Raw genomic sequence first — 17,459 nt, forward strand, 5'->3', positions numbered from 1 at the left:
CGCCAATCACGCGCTTCGTCACGCATCACGCCATCGCGTAGGAGCGGCTTCAGCCGCGACGAGGCTTCCCGTGGAAAGCCGTCGCGGCTGAAGCCGCTCCTACGCGTGCGCACTGGGCTATTAGGGATTCCCGCACGCTGGATTGCAGCGCACCTAACGCAAACGGCTACACCCTGTAACGTCAGGGAGAGGCGGTGCAACATCGCACTCGCCCAGCCGCCGCCTCCCGAATCCCGAATCCCAAATCCCGGCACTGCATCAGCCCCCAGGCACCTGCTGCGCCCGCTCCTGCACCTTGGCCTCGCGCAATTCCTTCTCCGAGTTGCGCAGCGCCTTGACGTCGAGCGGCCGGATGCTGTCGATGCGGCACGGCAGGCGAATCGCGCCGGGGCCGCCGCCGAGCACCAGCACGTCGTCGAACTTCGCCGAGACCTGGCTGCCGAAATGGGTGATGGCGATGCTGGGGGCGAAATCCAGGTCCTGGCAGGGGCCGGCGAATTCCAGCAGGTAGGCCTGGTTCGGACGCGTCCACACCGCCAGCGCGCTGTCGCCGAGCGCGGTCCAGCCGCTGAGCTGGTTGAAGTACTGGAAGTCGCGCACCGGCGCGCCGGCGTGGGCCCGGTACAGGGTCAGGCGCTCGTCGTCGCTGAGCCGATTGGTGGCGCAGCCGGCCAGCACCGCGGTGGCGAGGAGAGAAGACAGCAGCAGGCGTTTCATGGCAATGCTCCTGATGGTGTGGAGCGCATCATGCGCCCGCCGCCGTGCACGCGCGCGTGGAGCCGCGCGCGGCGTTCAGCGACAAGGCAGTCACGCGCCGGCAGGCGCGCACCGTCACTGCGCGGTGCCGCGCGCCGATTCGCAGAAGCGTTGCCGATACTCCAGCGCCTTCGGCATCAGTGCCTGCAGGTTCTGGATGCGGGTGCCCGGATTGGGATGGGTGGAGGCGAACTCCGGCGGCGCCTGGCCGCCGCTGCTGGCGCTCATCCGCTGCCACAGCGGCACCGCTTCGCGCGGGTCGAAACAGGCCGCGGCGGCCAGCATCAGGCCCACCTCGTCGGCCTGGGTCTCGTGGCTGCGCGCGTACGGCAGCAGGTAGCCGTAGCCCATCGCCGCCATCGCCATCTGCTGCTGTTGCGGATCCAGGCCGCCGGCGGCGCCGGCCATCTGCCCGATCTGGGTCAGCTTCTGCTGGGCCATGCGCTGCGCGCCATGCCGCAGCAGCGCATGCGCGATCTCGTGGCCCATCACCACCGCCATCGCGTCGGCATTGCCGGCGACCGGGAACAGGCCGGTGTAGACCGCCATCTTGCCGCCGGGCAGGCAGAACGCGTTGGCCTGCTCGGACGGAATCACGTTGACGTCCCAGTCGAAGCTGCGCGCGTCGTGGCGCGCCTGCATGCCGTGTTCGGCGGCCAGCGCGTCCTCGACCACGTCGACCTTGGCGATCAGCCGCTGCGCGATCGCGCGCACCTGCTGCGCCTGCGGCGCCTGCGGGTCCAGCGGCCGTTCCTGCGCCAGGATCTCGCGGTAGGCCTGCAGGCCCAGCGCCTTTTCGTCCTCCACGTTCAACGAGCGGTCGATCAGCACCTGCTCGCCGGTATACGGATCCTCGCTGCGGTTGGAGAACCAGTAGTACCCGGCATAGACCGCGAAGCCGAGCAGCACCAGCCAGCGCACCCCGCCCAGCGGCCCACGGCGGCCGCCGCCCGGTTCGCCGCCCTGGCGGCCGAAGACCTCGTTCATCCCGCTCCCCTCGCTGATTGGTGACGCAATGTAGAACCGGCGCCGACCAGGCCGCGTCAAATGCCGCGCACCAGGCGGAACCCGATGCGGGCGCTGGTGCTGTCCGAATCCTGCATCAGCCGCCAGGCCGCGCGGGTCTGCTCGGGCGCATTGGCCCAGTTGCCGCCGCGCACCACCCGCGAACGGCAGCCCGGGTTGTACCAGGCCGCGCCATCGGCCGGCGCGCGGCGGTAGCTGGCATGCCAGCAGTCGGCAACCCACTCGCTGAGGTTGCCGGCCATGTCGTGCAGGCCCCAGGCGTTGGCGGAAAAACTGGCGACCGGGGCCGGACCCCAGAATCCGTCGGTGTAGCCGACGAAGGCGTTGCGCCAGTGCCGGCCGCTGGGCGAGACGTCGCCGCCGCCGGTGAAGTTGCCGCTGCCGCGCGGCGGCGTGCCGGCGTTGCCCCAGGGGTAGCGGCCGCGGCTGCCGGCGCGCAGGGCATATTCGAACTCGGCCTCGCTGGGCAGCCGGTAGTGCCGCCCGGTCTGCTGCGACAGCCAGGCCGCATAGGCTTCGGCGTCGCGCACGCTGACGTGCATCACCGGGCTGTTGGGCGCCGCGCGCGCGCCCTGGTAATCGGACTGCCAGTCCACGCCGTTGCGGCGCACGAAGTTGCCGCTGCGCTCGTCGTAGACGGTGGAATGGCCGCGCCGGGTGGCGCGCGGACGCGCATTGGTGGCCTCCACGAAGCGGCGGAACTCGGCCACGGTGACCTCGGTGATCGACATCGCGAAGCCGCGGTCGAAGCGCACGTAGTGCTGCGGCATCTCCGCCGGCGAGGCGCCGGGTTCGCTCTCGGCCGCGCCCATGCGGAAGCCGCCATGCGGCACCACGATCATCTGCGGGCCGCGCCCGCCGTCGCGCATGCCGTCGGTGAACACCTGGCCGGGGCGGAAACTGCCATAGTGCGTTGCCAGGTCGATGCGTTCGCGCAGCATCGCCGCCACCGGATCGCCGGGATCGGCGATGCGCAGCACGTCGCCCAGGCGTTCGCGCGCCGACTTCAATCCGGCCGGCGTGGCCAGATCGCGCAGGCCGGCATCGCGCAAGGCGGCGATGCGCGCCACCCGCACCTGCTCCACGCGCACGCGCGCGTCGCGCACCGTGGCCGCGTCCTCGCGCACCCGCGCCGCGCGCGCCAGCCAGCTGCCGGCGGCGGCGAAATCCGAGGCCGCCGCAGCCGCCTCGGCGCGGCGGATCAGCGCGCTCTCCACCGCCGCCACGCCCTGCCGCGCGCGCGCATCGTCGGCATCCAGCAGCAGCGCCTCGCGGAAACTGGCCAGGGCGCCGTTGCCGTCCTCGCCCAGGCGGCCACCACGCAGGTCGTCCTCGCCGGCGCGGTTGTAAGCCAGCACCCGCGAGGCGGTCTCCACCCGCTGCTGCAGGCGCCGCACCCCCGGGTCCTCGGCATCCAGCCACAACGCCACCATCGCGATGCGCGCAGCCTGTTCGAGCGTGCGCTCGGAAAGATCCGGGTCGCGCAGCGCCTGCGCGCCGAGCTGCAGCAGACGCCGCCGCGCCTTGCGCAGGCCGTCCTGGGCGATGCGATCGTTGGGTGCCAGGCTGCGGATCGCCAGGTACAGCGGAATCGCCGACTGCGCGTCCTCGAACAGGCGATCCTCGGCCAGCGCGCGCGCCGCCTCGCGCCGTGCCTGCGGCAGGCCGCTGCGGGTCAAGGTCGGCAACGGCGGCTGCCAGTGCGCCACGGTCTCGGCCGCGTCCTCGCCGCCGATGGTCACGCTGGGCGCCTGCACCGGCCGGGCCGGCGGCGACCGCGCCGGCGCGGCCGCCGCGGCGCGCGCAGGCGCGGGATCGGCGGCCGGCGCCGGCGGCTGCCGCGCACAGCCGACCAGCGCCGCCGCAAGCATGCTCCAGACCATCACAACGCCGCTGCTGCGCACCTTTCCTCCGAACATGGCCCTAGGGCGACGCCGTCCCGCCCGGCGCGCCGTGCGGCCGGCGGAGCGACGTTAGGCTATTCTCGCCTGCCTGAGCAAACCCTGCAGTCAACGGAAATCACGTGCCTTATTGGATCAAGCAACCCGCCGAGCTGAGCGAACGGCTGGCGCAGCGGCCGGCCCGCATCGGCCTGGATACCGAATTCGTCCGCGAGCGGACTTACTGGCCGCAACTGGCGCTGGTGCAGATGGCGGTAGGCGACGAAATCCTGCTGATCGACCCGCTGATCCCGGGCATGCCGCAGGCGCTGGCGCCGTGGCTGAGCGACCCGGGCATCCTCAAGATCATGCACAGCGCCAGCGAAGACCTGGTCGCCTTCAAGTGCGCCTGCGGCACCCTGCCGCGGCCACTGTTCGACACCCAGATCGCCGCCGGCCTGGCCGGTCTGGGCGCCGGCATGGGCTACCAGAAGCTGGTGCTGGAAATCACCGGCGTGCACCTGGCCAAGGGCGAAACCCGCTCGGACTGGCTGCGCCGCCCGCTGTCGCCGGCGCAACTGGAGTACGCCGCCGACGACGTGCGTCATCTGTTCGCGCTGCACGACGCGCTGCAGGCGCGCTTGCAGACCCTGGAGCGCAGCGACTGGCTGCACGAGGACGGTGAACGCCTGCTCGGCACCGTTGAGCACGACGACGGCGAACGCTGGCCGCACCTGGGTATGCGCGCGGCGCAATTCATGGACCGCCCCGCGCAACTGCGCCTGCTGCGCCTGTTGCGCTGGCGCGACGCGCAGGCCCGGCACAGCGACAAGCCGCGCAGCTGGATCCTGGACAACGAACTGGCCGCCACCCTGGCGCGGTTCCCGCCGCAGGACCCGCCGGCCATGCTGGCCCTGTTCGACAAGCACCCCAAGGCGCCGCGCAAGCTCAGCGATGCGCTGTGGCAGGCGCTGACCACGCCGCTGGCCGACGAGGCCGACGCGCCGCAGGCGCTGGCCGCCAGCGACGACAACAAGGCGGCGCTGAAGCGGCTGCAGGACGCGGTGGCCGCACGCAGCGCCGAACTCGGCCTGCCCGACGGCCTGCTGGCCTCGCGCAAGCACCTGGAAGCGCTGCTGGAAAGCGCGCAATGGCCACAGCCATTGGCGGGCTGGCGCCGGCGCGAACTGGAACCGCGGCTGCAGCCGCTGCTGGCCGGCACGCGTTGAGCGGTGCGGCCGAGCCCGGCCGCGATCGCGCCATCACGTGCCACGTCGCCCGGCGCATCGGGCATAAAAAAAGGCCAGGAGATCCTGGCCTTTTTTCGTCAGCTCAATACTTGAAGAGCGGGAACTTCAGATCCGGATGGCGCGCCTTCCATTCGTTGTAGGCGGCGGTGCCTTCCCAGGCGGCGAACGCCTTCGGCGTGCGGCCGCGGCCGGACCAGGTTTCGCCGGTATGCGGCAACTGGTACTTCGGCTTGACCTCGCTGCGGCCGCCGGCGGCGGACTTGCTGCTGGCCGGCTTGGACGCCGCGCTGGTCACGTAGGCGGCGATCTCGTTGCGCTGCTTGGCGCTGAAGAACTCGGCGAACTGTTCCAGCAGCGACAGCACGTTGGCATGCGCCGCATTGGTTTCGCCCTCGCGCGCCTGCCGCTCCTGCTCTTCCAGCTTGCGCATTTCTTCCTGCAGCTTGGCCTTGGCTTCGGCGATCTGTTGCAAGTTGCGAACTTCCGTCATGTGTAAAAGACCCGTCTTTAGTAAAAGGTGTGGAGCGGACGGCATTATTTCGTCCGGAACGAAATCACCGCGGGAGATTTCGGCCGCCGAGTATATCCACTCCATGCGCGCGCTGTAGACAGCATGCTGAGTGCGTTTGCGCGGGTCCCGAGCGGCCCCCGCCCCGGCGCCGCGGATGTTGCATTGCCCCCTTGGCATGCGGCCCCATGCCCAGTTACACTACGCGTCTGATGTGGGGCGGTAGCTCAGCTGGGAGAGCGTCGCGTTCGCAATGCGAAGGTCGAGGGTTCGATCCCCTTCCGCTCCACCATCTTTCCGTCTTCGACGGTGCAACAAGGCCAGACAGCCACCAGGCTCTCTGGCCTTTTTGTTGGCCGTTATTGGCTGTCTGCCGATCCTGGCGCTGACCGCGCTCGCTCACGCCGATCCTTCATGCGAGGCGCGACCGGCGATGGCGCGCCCCGGGCCCTCGGCCTTCTCACTAAAGCAAAGCGGCGGGATGCCGACGCGCTGCGCGCCCCCGCCGCTTGCCCGATCAGCCGTTGTCGTCCTGCGCGGCCTGGTCCTGGCCGGAGCGCGGGCCGCGCTCGTGCGCCTCGCGCAGCTTCTGGTCCTCCAGGCCGGGCCGCTGCTTGGCGGTGTCGTCCTGGGCACGGTCCTGCTGGCCCTCGTGGATGCCCTGCTGCTTGCCGGACTGGGTGGTCTCGTCTTTTGCCATGGTCTGCACCTCGCTGGGGCGGATGCCCCTCCGCTGCCACCCTAGCGAGACCGCCGTGATGCACCGATCACGGCGTGCCGGGCGTCACGCCGCCAGCGCCGGCGCGCCGGCCTCGGCGATGTCGTCGCTGCGCAGCAGCCGCGCGCGGTCCAGCAGGATCACCAGCCGATCCTCCAGCTTGCCCATGCCTTGCAGCAGGTCGCGGCGGATATCGCTGCCGAAGGCCGGCGGCGCCTCGATCTGTTGCGGCGGCAGTTCCAGCACCTCGTTGACCGCGTCCACCAGCAGGCCGAAGGACTGCGCGCCGCCGCCCTCGTCGGTGGCGGCGGTGGCGATGACGATGCAGCTGCGCCGGGTGACCTGGCTGGGCGCGCGGCCGAGCCGCGACTGCAGGTCCACCACCGGCACCACCGCACCGCGCAGGTTGATCACCCCGCGCACGCAGGCCGGCATGGTCGGCACCGGGGTGGGCGCGCGGTACTCGATGATCTCGTGGATGCCGGCGATGTTGAGCCCGAACAGTTCGCGATCCAGCTGGAAGGTCAGGAACTGCCAGCCGCTATGCGGTGTGTCTCCGGCCGCGGTCTCGTAGCGATCGTTGTGCATGATCTTCCCCTTCAAAAGTTGACGAACTGGCCTTCGTCCGGCGCATCCGCCAGCGCGTAGGCCGGAACCTGGCGTGCCCGCGGGCGCAGGCCCTTGCCGGCGCTGCGCACGGGCCGCGTGGCCGCCGGCCTCGGCGCCACCGGTGCGGCGCGGCGTGGCGCGCCCAGTTCCTGTTCGCGGTTGAGGCGGAAGAAGCCCATCGCCTGTTGCAGCGATTCGGCCTGGGTGCTCATCTGCTCGGCGGTGGCCGCCAGTTGCTCGGAGGCCGCCGCGTTCTGCTGCGTGGCCTGGCTGAGCTGGGCCACCGCCAGGTTGATCTGGGTGACGCCGGAGGACTGCTCCTGCGAGGCCGATGCGATCTCCTGCACCAGATCCGAGGTCTTCTTGATGCTGGGCACGATGGTGCCGAGCAGGTTGCCGGCGCGATCGGCCAGGCCGACGCTGCTGGCGGCGACCTCGCCGATCTCCTGCGCCGCCACCTGGCTGCGCTCGGCCAGCTTGCGCACTTCCGCCGCCACCACGGCGAAGCCCTTGCCGTGCTCGCCGGCACGCGCGGCCTCGATCGCCGCATTCAGCGCCAACAGGTTGGTCTGGTAGGCGATGTCGTCGATGATGCCGATCTTCTGTGCGATCTGCTTCATCGCGTGGGTCGAAGCCAGTACCGCTTCGCCGCCCTCCACCGCTTCCTTGGCCGCCTGCGCCGACATGCCTTCGGTGACCTTGGCGTTGTCGGTGTTCTGCGCGATGGACGCGGTCATCTGCTCCAGCGAGGCGCTGGTCTCCTCCACGCCGGAGGCCTGTTCGGTGGCGGCCTGGCTCAGCGACTGCGCGGTGGCGCTGACTTCCTCGGACGAACCGGCCAGCGACTGCGCGCTGGCGTTGACCTCGCCCACCACCTCCGCCAGCCGCTCGACCATCGCCTGCAGCGCCACCATCGCGCTGGTGCTGTCGTTGGGACGGGTCGGCACCTGCACGGTGAGATCGCCACGCGCGATCCGCGAAGCGACTTCCATCACCGTGCTCGGCTCGCCGCCGAGTTCGCTCATCAGCGAACGCGCGATCAGGAACCCGATCACCGACGCGCACAGCGCCGCGACCAGGCTGCCGACGATCAGGGTGAGGTTGGTGCGCTGCTGCAGCTGCTCGGCCTCGGCGGCGCGCACCGCCAGCAAGTCGCTCTCGGCGCGGCGCACTTCGGCCATGCGGTCGCGCATCGCATCCATGTAGGCCTTGCCCTTGGAGGCGCGTACCGAGGCGGCTAGCGCTTCCATCGTCGCCTGGCCCCCGTTGACGTTCTTGCGCAGCGCGATCTGCGGATGCACCGCCTGGCTGAGCCATTGCGCCTGGGTCTGCTTCAGCGCGTTCAGGCGCTCCTGCTGCTTGGGATTGTCCGCGGTCAGTTCCTGCGCCGTGCGCAGGTGGCTGTCGAAGCTGGCGACGCCGTCGCGGTAAGGCTGCAGGAAGGCGTCCTCGCCCGTCAGCGAGAAGCCGCGCGTACCGGTCTCGATGTTGATCAGGCTGCTGAGCGCGGCATCGACTTCGGCGATCACCTTGTAGGTGTGGGTATTCCAGTAATTGGCCTGCGACAACGCGGACACGTTGAAGTAGGCCACGCCGGCCAGGGCCAGCAGGATGCACAGGACCACGGCGAAACCGCCGTAGAGTTTGGTTGCGATTTTGAGATTCTTCAGCACGGCACTCTCCCGACGATGGGGCAGTTGTGACAACGACGGCGACACGGAACTGGCGGCGCGACACGCGCCGCCAGGGAAATGGATCAGGCGTGGCCCAGCAGCGCTTCACTGCGGTCGCGATTGCCTGCGCCTGGGCGGCGCGCGGCCGCAGATGGCGCGCGCGCCGACCAGCGCGCGCCGGCCGCACGCAGCGGCGCCGCCTCGCTTTCGTCCAGCACGTGCGTGGCGCGGCGCGTGGCGGCGGACAGCTGGAAGAAGGCCATGCTCTCCTGCAACTGCACGGCCTGCGTGCTCATCGATTCGGCGGTGGCCGCCAGCTCTTCGGAGGCGGTGGCGTTCTGCTGGGTGATCTGGCTCAGCTGCACCACCGCCGCATTGATCTGGGTGACGCCGGAGGACTGCTCCTGCGAGGCGGCGGTGATCTCCTGCACCAGGTCCGAGGTCTTCTTGATGCTGGGCACGATGGTTTCCAGCAGTTGTCCGGCGCGTTCGGCCAGTTCCACGCTGGAACCGGCGACCTCGCCGATCTCCTGCGCGGCCACCTGGCTGCGCTCGGCCAGCTTGCGCACCTCCGCGGCCACCACCGCGAAGCCCTTGCCATGCTCGCCGGCACGCGCGGCCTCGATCGCCGCGTTCAAGGCCAGCAGGTTGGTCTGGTAGGCGATGTCGTCGATGATGCCGATCTTGTGCGCGATCTGCTTCATCGCCGCCACCGTGGCCACCACCGCCTCGCCGCCCTCCAGGGTCTCGCGGGCCGCCTGCGCGGCCATGCCGTCGGTGATCTTGGCGTTGTCGGTGTTCTGCGCGATGGACGCGGTCATCTGCTCCAGCGACGCGCTGGTCTCCTCCACGCCGGCGGCCTGCTCGGTCGAGGCCTGGCTCAACGACTGCGCGGTGGCGCTGACTTCTTCCGAGGCGCCAGCCAGGCTCTGCGCACTGGCGTTGACCTCGCCGACCACCTGCTGCAGCTTGCCGACCATGCGCTGCATCGCCAACAGCAACTGCGCGGTCTCGTCGCGGCCGCGTACGTCGATCGACATGCTCAGGTCGCCCTCGGACAGCGCATTGGCCACGCTGACCGCCTTGCCGATCGGCCGGGTCACGCTGCGACTAATGAACACGCCCAGGCCCACGCCGAGCAGCACGCCGCCGATCACGATGGCGAGCATGGTGCGGGTGCTGCTGGCGTAGATCTCGTCGGTGGCGTCGTTGGCCTTGGACGCATTCGCTTCTTTGATCTCGCTCAGCTCGGACATCAGCGCATCCAGTTCGTCGGAGCTGCTGCGCACGCTCTTGGACAGTGCGGCCAGCTGCGGATTACCTTCCGGCAGCGGCTCGCGCATCACCGAGTCGACGAACTGGCCGCGTCGCTCCAGATAGGTCTTCCACACCTGGTCGAAGCGGGCCAGCTTGGCCAGCGTGTCCGGGTCGTCGAACGAGGCCCTGGCCTTGTCCATGTGCTCGACCACCTTGGTGGTGTACTTGTCGAGGCTGGCGACGTGCTTGGCACGGTCTTCCGCCGTGCTGGCCAACTGCAGGTTGGCGCGCGAACGGCCGGCGTTGATCAGGTTGATGTTGGCCTCTTTCAGGTGCGACAGGCCGAGCAACTCGCGTTCGTACAGCACCGTGGCGTAGTCGTTGATGCGGCCCGAGTTGCGGATGCCGACCCAGCCGATGCAGGCGCCGATCGCCGCCACGATCAGGAACGCCGCCGTCAACCTGACCCCGATTTTCATATTGCCCAACATGGTGTGTACCCCGATTTGTGTGTGTCCGCATGCGCCGGGCGATGCATCCGGCTGCGTTCCGCGGCGCCTCGCGGAGCAGTCCCGCTCGCCAGGTCGCGAGGGGAACGCTGCGCTGCAACGTCATGCGTGAGGGCTATCGGCGCAATTGAGGACGCCTTTAAATCGCGTGAAAACTGCGGAATCCCGCATAACGCAGGTGTTTTCGCGACATTCGTGAATGCGCAACGATCCTTGCGCCACGGCACTCGACACAGAAAAGAGAACACGAGGCCCGCTCGTCGCCGATGCCGCACTTGTTCTGCAATGGCAGATTCCCCCGGTTTTGCACCGAGGCCAAAGTGGGATACCAACCCCTTTAATTTGTAGACAGAATGTGAAAGCAGCGCCGATATACCCGCATCGCGATGCGCGGCCGCGCGGGGCGCAGCGCCTTCACACCATCGGCAGCGCCACGACCGTTCGCCGTTCCGACGCACTGCCACCGCGCAACAGCCGCTGCGCGTGCGCATGCTCCTCGGCCTCCATGTCCTGCAGCGGTTCGAAGCGCTCGCCGACCCAACTCGCCATCGGCACGCCATCCCGGTACAGCACGCGCGCGCCCGCCACCCGCGGCACGCGCGCGCCGGGCAACACGCTGCCGAGCAGATTGGCCGGATCGGCGGCGGCCACGCACACCCAGCTGCCGTCGCCGGGCTGGCGGCGCACCTGCCGCAGCAGGCCGATCGCCTCCGGCAGGGCGAACTGTTCGCCGGACAGGCCGTCGATGAAGCGCCCACCGCGGATCTCGCCACGCGCCTCCAGGCGCTGGTAGACCCGCAGCAGCTCGCGCCACGGCGGCAGCCACGCCGCCTCGCGCTCGAGCAGGCGCCAGCAGACCACGCCGTAGCGGCGCAGCAGGGTGCGCGCGACGTGCTCGACCGCCTCGCTGCGCGCGGCCGGGTCGTCGGCCTCGGCACCGGCGCGCAGCACCGCCCAGCGCCCGGCATCCTGGATGCCGCCGTACAGCGCCATGCGCGGCCGCCGCCGCGACAGCGCCGAGGGCCGCTTCGATGCCGGCACCAGCAAGGCGCGCAAGCCGGCATAGCTGTCGCAATGGACCCGGCCGGCAGCGACCAGTTCGGCCAGTGCCGCCTCCAGCTCGGTGGACAGCAGGCGCGTGGCCTCGGCGATCTCGTCGAAGAACGAGGCGCCGTGCGCCTCGAGATGGTCGGCCACCTTGCGCGCGCGCGACCCCAGCGCGCCGGCTTCCGGCGCTGGCGACAGCCGCGACCACTGTCCGGCGCTGCGCCGCGGCAGCAGCAGGATCGGCGTGCTGCGCAGCGTCGGCGCGGCGCCGCCGGCGCCGGGGCGCAATCGCGTCCACAGCGTACGCCCGGCGCTGCAGGCCTCGTCCAGCCATGCCGGGCGGTAGTCGCGCACCCGTGCCGGCAGCAGTTCCGCCTCCCACAGCGGCGCCGCCGCCTCCACGCCCTCCAGTTGCGACAGCACCGCGCCCAGCGCCTCGGCGCCCTCCACCTGACCCTGCGCATCCAGATGCTGCCAACGGAACAGGAAGCGCGCGTAGTCGCGCGGCGCCACCGGCTCGATCTCGCGGCGCAGGCTGCCGAGGGTGTAGCGGTGGATGCGCGCCAGCAGATGCCGCTCGCACCATTCCTCGGCAGTGGCGTCGGCGCTGAACCGCCCGCCCAGCACATAGCCGTCCTGCTGCAGCGCCAGCAACCCGGCCTGCACTTCGCGCAGCGGCAGGTGCAGCGGCGCCGCCAGCGCCTCGGCGGTGACCGGCCCCAGCCCGGCCAGGCGCCAGCGCAGCAGTTCGCGCAACGCGCTGTCGCGCTCCCAGTCGGCGACCGCGTAGCCATCGGGTACGGCGATGACCGGTTGCGCGCCGGCCTGCGGATACAGCGGCGCCACCGCCGCCAGCGCCTCGGCCGCCACCCACAACGCCGCCGCGGCGCCGTCGACGCCACGCAGGCAGGTGGCCCGCGCGTCTTCCGCCAGTTCACCCAACCACTGCCGCCACTGCGGCTGTGCGGCGACCTCGTCCGCGCTCACCGCGCCGAGCGTGAGCAGCGCCTCGTGCATCTCGTCGCGGCTGCGCGGCTGCGGCCAGGCCTCCTCGCGCACCGCGGCGATCGCCTGCGGATCCAACTGGCCGAGATCGTCGGCGTTGTCCGGATCCTGGTAGCGACGGCTGTGCACCGCCTGGGTCCGCCGTTCCTCCAGCGGGGCGTCGTCGAGAAAGGCATACGGCCGCGCATCCAGCGCCTCGGCCGCCAGCGGCGACGGCGCGGTCAGTTCGCGCGCCAGTACGCGCACGTCGCCGGCCTCGAGATGGCGCAGCAGTTGCAGCCAGCCGGCGCTGTCCATCGCCTCGTCCAGGCAGTCGCGCAGGGTCTGCGCCACCAGCGGGTGCTCGGGAATCTCGCGCTCGCCGACAAGATTCTCCGCGCACGCCACCTGGTCGGGAAACACCGTGGCCAGCAGATCCTCGGACTTCATCCGCTGCAATTGCGGCGCGACCTTGCGCCCGCCGGTGAAGCGCGGCAACGCCAGCGCGTTGGTGGCGTTCCAGCGCCAGCGCACGCCGAACAGCGGCGCGTCCAGCAACGCCTGTACCAGCACGTCCAGCGCCGAGGCGGCGCGCAGGTAGCGCGCCACCTCGTCCAGGGCGAAGCTGTGCCGGGTCGACAGCGACAGCACGATCGCATCCTCGGTCGCCGCCGCCTGCAGCTCGAAATTGAAGGTGCGGCAGAAGCGCTTGCGCAGGGCCAGGCCCCAGGCACGGTTGATGCGGCTGCCGTAGACGCTGTGGATCACCAACTGGGTGCCGCCGGTGGCGTCGAAGAAGCGTTCCAGCACGATGCACTGCTGGGTCGGCAAGACGCCCAGCGCCGCATGCGCGCGGCCCAGATAGTCGACGATCTGCTGCGCGGCGGCCGCATCCAGCGCCAGCGGCCCGCACAACCACTGCAGCGCCTGCGCCGCCCCGCCCTGCGCCAGCGCCTGCTCGACCTCCGCCCGCAGCCGTGACACGCCCAGCGACAGCGCGTCGCTGCGCCCCGGCGCTTCGCCGATCCAGAACGGGATGTTGGGCGGCGCACCGCGCGCGTCCTCCACCCGCACCCGCCCGGCTTCCACGCGCAGGATGCGGTAGCTGGCGTTGCCGAGCTGGAACACGTCGCCGCCCAGGCTTTCCACCGCGAAATCCTCGTTGACCGTGCCGATGGTCTGCGCCTGCGGCTCCAGCACCACGCTGTAGTCGCCGGTCTCGGGGATGGTGCCGCCGGAGGTGAGCGCCGCCATCCGCGCGCCGCGGCGCTGGCGTACGCGGCGATGCACCGCATCGCGATGCAGGTAGCCGGCGCGCGGCCCCAGCCGCGTGCTGAAGCCTTCGCTGAGCATGCGCAGCACCGCGTCGAACTGTGCGCGCGGCAACGCCGCATACGGCCAGGCGCCACGCACCAGCGCATACAGCGCGTCTTCGTCCCACTCCTGGCAGGCCACCTCGGCGACGAGCTGCTGGGCGAGCACGTCCAGCGGCGCATCGAGCATGCGCAGCGCATCCAGTTCGCCGCGGCGCACGCAATCCAGCAAGGCCGCGCACTCGACCAGGTCGTCGCGCGACTGCGGGAACAGCCGCGCCTTCGGCGTGCCGCCCACCGCATGCCCGGAGCGGCCGGCGCGCTGCAGGAATACGGCGATCGACCGCGGCGAGCCGAGCTGGCAGACCAGGTCGACGTCGCCAATATCCAGGCCCAGTTCCAGCGACGCGGTCGCCACCAGCACCTGCAGTTCGCCGGCCTTGAGCCGGCGCTCGGCGAGCAACCGGGTCTCGCGCGCCAGACTGCCGTGATGCGCCGCCACCGCCTGCGCGCCGAGCAGTTCGCCGAGATGCCGGGCGGTGCGCTCGGCCATGCGCCGGGTGTTGACGAACACCAGGGTGGTGCGGTGCGAGCGCACCAGTTCGGCCAGGCGCGTATACACCTGCTGCCACTGATCGGCGGACATCGTCACGCTGAGCGGCGTCGGCGGCACCTCCAGCGCCAGGTCGCGGGCGCGCGCATAGCCGATGTCGACGATGGCGCAGTCCGCCTCGCCGTCGTGCACCGCCGCGCTGCCCACCAGAAAGCGCGCGACCGCATCGATCGGCTTCTGCGTCGCCGACAGGCCGATGCGCAGCGGCGGCACTCCGCACAGATGCTGCAGGCGCTGCAGCGACAGCGCCAGATGGCTGCCGCGCTTGTTGGCCGCCAGCGCATGGATCTCGTCGACGATCACCGTGCGCACATGGCGCAGCGTCTCGCGCCCGGACACCGAGCCGAGCAGCACGTACAGCGACTCCGGCGTGGTCACCAGCACGTGCGGCGGACGCCGCCGCGCCTGCGCGCGCTCGCGCTGCGGCGTATCGCCGGTGCGCACCGCGGTGCGGATCTGCACATCCGGCAGGCCCAGTGCCGCCAACTCGGCGCGGATGCCCTGCAGCGGCGCCTCGAGATTGAGCTGGATATCGTTTGAAAGCGCTTTCAGTGGCGACACGTACAGCACCTGGGTGCGGTCCTGCAGGCCGCCGTCGCGCAGGCCTTCACGCACCAGCGCATCCAGCGCGGCGAGGAACGCGGTGAGGGTCTTGCCGGAGCCGGTCGGCGCGGCGACCAACGTGTGCCGTCCGGCCTGGATCGCCGGCCACGCCGCTGCCTGCGCCGGCGTGGGCGCAGCGAAACGCTGTTCGAACCAGCGTGCAACGGCGGGATGAAAGCGCGTGTGCGCCAACGACATGCGATCTCCTGTACCGCCGAGGTGCGGCGCGCAGCGATGCCACGTTTTGCGCATTGTCCACGCGACTGTCTCGCGTCATCGCCTCGCTAATGAAAATGGTGACGTTATCTAGGCAATCAAGCGCATTCGCATGCGAGTGCTGTTTTTAGGGGGTTTTCCATTAAGCATTCATCGAACGACATAATGTCTACCACTCGCTCCGCAGAGCGCGGTTATGTTGTCGACGGCATCACGTATCTCGGCCTAGCGTTTGCGCAGACGCGCAAGCTTCGTTTCCGGGGACGGAATGCGGCACGGCAACACAAGCGAACACTGCTATCGCCCATCACGCGCGCGGGACGCTCCACCACCCGCGCACGCGGTTGCGGCGGCACGCGTTCGCCTCGCCTTCCGCCTCCCGTCTCTCTTCGATGTCGAACTGCCGCCGCCTCGTGGCGAGCGGCAGCGATGGCGGCGGCATCCGCCATCGGGTCCTGCATTGCCGGACTGCGCATGCGTTGCACCTCTCCATCCGCCATCGCCAAGGAGCATCACCAATGGCACAGAGCAGCCCATACCTCTCCAGCAACGACCTGAGCCAGCGCCGCAGCAGCGACGCGCCGCAGTCGCTCGGTGTCGCGCCGAACGTGTTCGAAGGCAACGACCCTGCCGCGATCGCACGCGCGCTCAAGCAATCGGCCGACCTGCACGCACGCCGCCGCACCGGTCCGTATCGTTCGGCCATGTCGATGCTGACCTTCTACATCAATCGCGCCGGCGATCAGTTGCCGGCGCAACGCCGACAGATCCTGGAGCAGGCCAAGGACGAGTTGCGCAGCCTGTACGGCAAACCGCGCAAGGGCGACGCCGGCGACAGAGCGTAAGCGGCCACGCAGCGTGATGGAGCGATCAGTTCCGCACGCTGCCTGAGCCTGGTGCATCTCGCCCGATTGCCGTCCTCCGACGCATTGCCACATGATGCGGACATGGCCAAGGCATCCGACATCTCGGACCTCATCCAGCACGCTGCCGCCGCGACGCAAGACGACGCGGCGCTGCTGTCGCGCATCATCCTGGCGCAGGGCGAGATCGCCGCGGCTGGCGGCGATCCGCTGCAGGTGGTCGACGTGGTCACCCGCCGCGCGCAGGAGCTGACCCGCTCCAACGGCGCCGTGGTGGAGATGTGCGACGGCAAGGACATGCTGTACTGGTCGGCCAGCGGCGTCGCCGAACGCCACCTCGGCCTGCGCCTGCCCAGCAACGGCAGCCTGTCCGGCCTGTGCATGCGCAGCGGCCAGGTGTTGCGCTGCGACGATTCGGAAATCGACCCACGCGTCGACCGCGCGGCCTGCCGGCGCATCGGCCTGCGCTCGATGCTGGTGGTGCCGCTGCGCTATGGCGACCGCAGCATCGGCGTGCTCAAGGTGCTGGCGCCGCAACCCGATGCCTACAGCGCGCAGGACGTGCGCACGCTGGAACTGCTGGCGACCCTGGTCGGGGCGACGCTGGCGCTGGCGATGGACCGCGCCGCGCTGCAGACCGACATCGCACGCCGCCAGGACGTGGAGAAACACGCGTTCCGCGAGAAGGCGGCGATCGCCACCCGCATCCGCGAAACCATCGCCGGTGGGCGCCTGCAGATCGTGACCCAGCCGGTGCTGGCGTTGGCATCGCAGCGCATCGTCGGCGTGGAAGCGCTGTCGCGCTTCCCGGCCAATCCGGCGCTGCCGCCGCTGCGCTGGTTCGACGATGCGAGCCGGGTCGGGCTGGCGCTGGAGCTGGAACTGGCTGCCGCGCGCAAGGCGCTGGACCTGCTGGCGCAGTTGCCGACACCGGTCTACCTGGCGATCAACGTGTCCGCACAGACCCTGCTGCATCCGCAACTGCAGGCGCTGCTGCACGGCCACGACCTGTCGCGGATCGTGCTGGAGATCACCGAGCAACTGCAGGCACCGGACTATCCGCGCCTGTCCGAACACATCGGCCTGCTGCAGCGGCAGGGCCTGCGCATCGCCCTGGACGATGCCGGCACCGGCTTCGCCAGTCTGCGCCACCTGCTGCACCTGGCGCCGGACATCATCAAGCTGGACCTGACCCTGACCCGCGGCATCGACGCCGAACCGCGCCGGCAGCGGCTGGCGATGGCGATCCTGTCCTTCGCCGCGGAAACCAATGCGGACGTGGTGGTCGAAGGCATCGAGACCGAGAGCGAACTGGCGACGCTACAGGCGCTGGGCGCGCGCTACGGTCAGGGCTACCAGCTCGCCCATCCCGGGCCGCTGTCGGCGCACCTGGCGCGTTATCCGGCGATCGGCGACGGCATCGGCTGAGGACTTCCACCGCACGCGCGGCGCTGGTCCTCGGTTCGGGGTCATCCCACCCCAGGCATTCCCAATAGATCGCCATGCCGGCCTGGTCGCGGCTGAAGCCGCTCCTACGAAAGCGTACGCTACGGGCGCGACACCCACCCTCGCCGACCCTGGGCCGCTGTCAGCGCATCTGCAGACGCTCTCCAGCGATCGCCAACGGCCTCGGC

General features: G+C 70.3%; 12 protein-coding genes and 1 tRNA gene. 4 read left to right on the plus strand and 9 right to left on the minus strand.

Going from position 1 to position 17,459, the window contains the following annotated elements:
• Positions 1-258: 258 nt before the first annotated feature.
• From NUG21_RS13465 to NUG21_RS13475, 3 genes are all read right to left on the minus strand, one after another.
• The gene (locus NUG21_RS13465; RefSeq protein ID WP_263391139.1) at positions 259-717 is read right to left on the minus strand and encodes a DUF6491 family protein; all 459 of its coding nucleotides are present in this window, start codon (positions 715-717) and stop codon (positions 259-261) included.
• Between the two features lie 114 nt (positions 718-831).
• Positions 832-1,743 carry a M48 family metallopeptidase gene (locus tag NUG21_RS13470; RefSeq protein ID WP_242156735.1) on the minus strand — a complete coding sequence of 304 codons (912 nt, stop codon included), beginning with the start codon at positions 1,741-1,743 and terminating at the stop codon, positions 832-834.
• Positions 1,744-1,799: 56 nt separating this feature from the next.
• On the minus strand, positions 1,800-3,653 hold the full coding sequence (locus NUG21_RS13475; protein WP_263393085.1) for a formylglycine-generating enzyme family protein: 1,854 nt from the start codon (positions 3,651-3,653) through the stop codon (positions 1,800-1,802).
• A gap of 152 nt (positions 3,654-3,805) precedes the next feature.
• Between NUG21_RS13475 and rnd the strand changes: the two genes are divergently transcribed.
• On the plus strand, positions 3,806-4,891 hold the full coding sequence (gene rnd / locus NUG21_RS13480) for a ribonuclease D (protein ID WP_160947081.1): 1,086 nt from the start codon (positions 3,806-3,808) through the stop codon (positions 4,889-4,891).
• 103 nt (positions 4,892-4,994) lie between these two features.
• On the opposite strand, the gene NUG21_RS13485 is transcribed toward rnd, so the two are convergent.
• A complete protein-coding gene (locus NUG21_RS13485) occupies positions 4,995-5,402 on the minus strand; it encodes an H-NS histone family protein (RefSeq protein WP_019796325.1) in 408 nt (135 codons plus the stop codon).
• Positions 5,403-5,636: 234 nt separating this feature from the next.
• Here NUG21_RS13485 and NUG21_RS13490 point away from each other — a divergent pair.
• A tRNA-Ala gene (locus NUG21_RS13490) sits at positions 5,637-5,712 on the plus strand.
• Positions 5,713-5,937: 225 nt separating this feature from the next.
• On the opposite strand, the gene NUG21_RS13495 is transcribed toward NUG21_RS13490, so the two are convergent.
• The 5 genes from NUG21_RS13495 to NUG21_RS13515 form a co-directional block, all read right to left on the minus strand.
• A complete protein-coding gene (locus tag NUG21_RS13495; RefSeq protein ID WP_160947082.1) occupies positions 5,938-6,120 on the minus strand; it encodes a hypothetical protein in 183 nt (60 codons plus the stop codon).
• Between the two features lie 84 nt (positions 6,121-6,204).
• Positions 6,205-6,726 carry a chemotaxis protein CheW gene (locus NUG21_RS13500; RefSeq protein ID WP_242081269.1) on the minus strand — a complete coding sequence of 174 codons (522 nt, stop codon included), beginning with the start codon at positions 6,724-6,726 and terminating at the stop codon, positions 6,205-6,207.
• Positions 6,727-6,737: 11 nt separating this feature from the next.
• Positions 6,738-8,420, minus strand: a complete 1,683-nt coding sequence (locus NUG21_RS13505; RefSeq protein WP_263391140.1) for a methyl-accepting chemotaxis protein — start codon at positions 8,418-8,420, stop codon at positions 6,738-6,740.
• 83 nt (positions 8,421-8,503) lie between these two features.
• Positions 8,504-10,168 (minus strand): methyl-accepting chemotaxis protein, encoded by a 1,665-nt coding sequence (locus NUG21_RS13510; protein ID WP_160947085.1) that lies wholly within the window; start codon positions 10,166-10,168, stop codon positions 8,504-8,506.
• Positions 10,169-10,600: 432 nt separating this feature from the next.
• Complete coding sequence (locus tag NUG21_RS13515; RefSeq protein ID WP_263391141.1) at positions 10,601-14,944, minus strand: DEAD/DEAH box helicase; 4,344 nt, start codon at positions 14,942-14,944, stop codon at positions 10,601-10,603.
• 536 nt (positions 14,945-15,480) lie between these two features.
• On the opposite strand from NUG21_RS13515, the gene NUG21_RS13520 reads away from it, so the two are divergent.
• Positions 15,481-15,807: a DUF3175 domain-containing protein gene (locus NUG21_RS13520; protein WP_019797593.1), complete on the plus strand. Its 327-nt coding sequence runs from the start codon at positions 15,481-15,483 to the stop codon at positions 15,805-15,807.
• A 102-nt stretch (positions 15,808-15,909) separates the two neighbouring features.
• The gene (locus tag NUG21_RS13525) at positions 15,910-17,253 is read left to right on the plus strand and encodes a sensor domain-containing phosphodiesterase (RefSeq protein WP_263391142.1); all 1,344 of its coding nucleotides are present in this window, start codon (positions 15,910-15,912) and stop codon (positions 17,251-17,253) included.
• Positions 17,254-17,459: the final 206 nt, after the last annotated feature.

The sequence above is a fragment of the Xanthomonas sp. CFBP 8445 genome, assembly GCF_025666235.1.
GTDB classification, from domain to species: Bacteria; Pseudomonadota; Gammaproteobacteria; order Xanthomonadales; family Xanthomonadaceae; genus Xanthomonas_A; species Xanthomonas_A indica.